This is a genomic window from Pseudomonas sp. HMSC066A08 (assembly GCF_001813025.1).
GTDB classification, from domain to species: Bacteria; Pseudomonadota; Gammaproteobacteria; order Pseudomonadales; family Pseudomonadaceae; genus Pseudomonas; species Pseudomonas aeruginosa.
Genome location: NZ_KV811342.1, coordinates 1 through 323, shown reverse-complemented (window position 1 = coordinate 323; position 323 = coordinate 1). Strand labels below are relative to the sequence as shown.

1 pseudogene is annotated in these 323 nt (G+C 63.2%); it reads left to right on the top strand.

From position 1 onward, the window contains the following. A pseudogene (locus tag HMPREF2886_RS23725) lies at positions 1–323 on the top strand (hypothetical protein); the annotation flags it as partial.

Genomic DNA, 323 nt, shown 5'->3' with positions numbered 1-323 from the left:
ACGTTCACCGATCCGGCGATGGAGCAGATGCGCCGCGAGACGGCCGAGCACAAGGAAATGGAGAAGGCCTTTCAGGCCGAAATCAAGGCATCGAGCCGCGACGACTTCGCCGAACTGGTGGACTTCGGCAAAGCGCCGTTCGAGCACGTCAAGGGCAACCGCAAGAGCTACTTCGTCACGCTGCGCGACGGGAACGGCGAAGACCGAACCCTATGGGGCGTCGATCTTGAAAGAGCGGTGGCAAATAGCGGTGCGGCCGTGGGCGACCGCGTGCGTGTCAATCACATGGGCAGCGAGAGCGTGACGCTACCGGACGGCAGGAC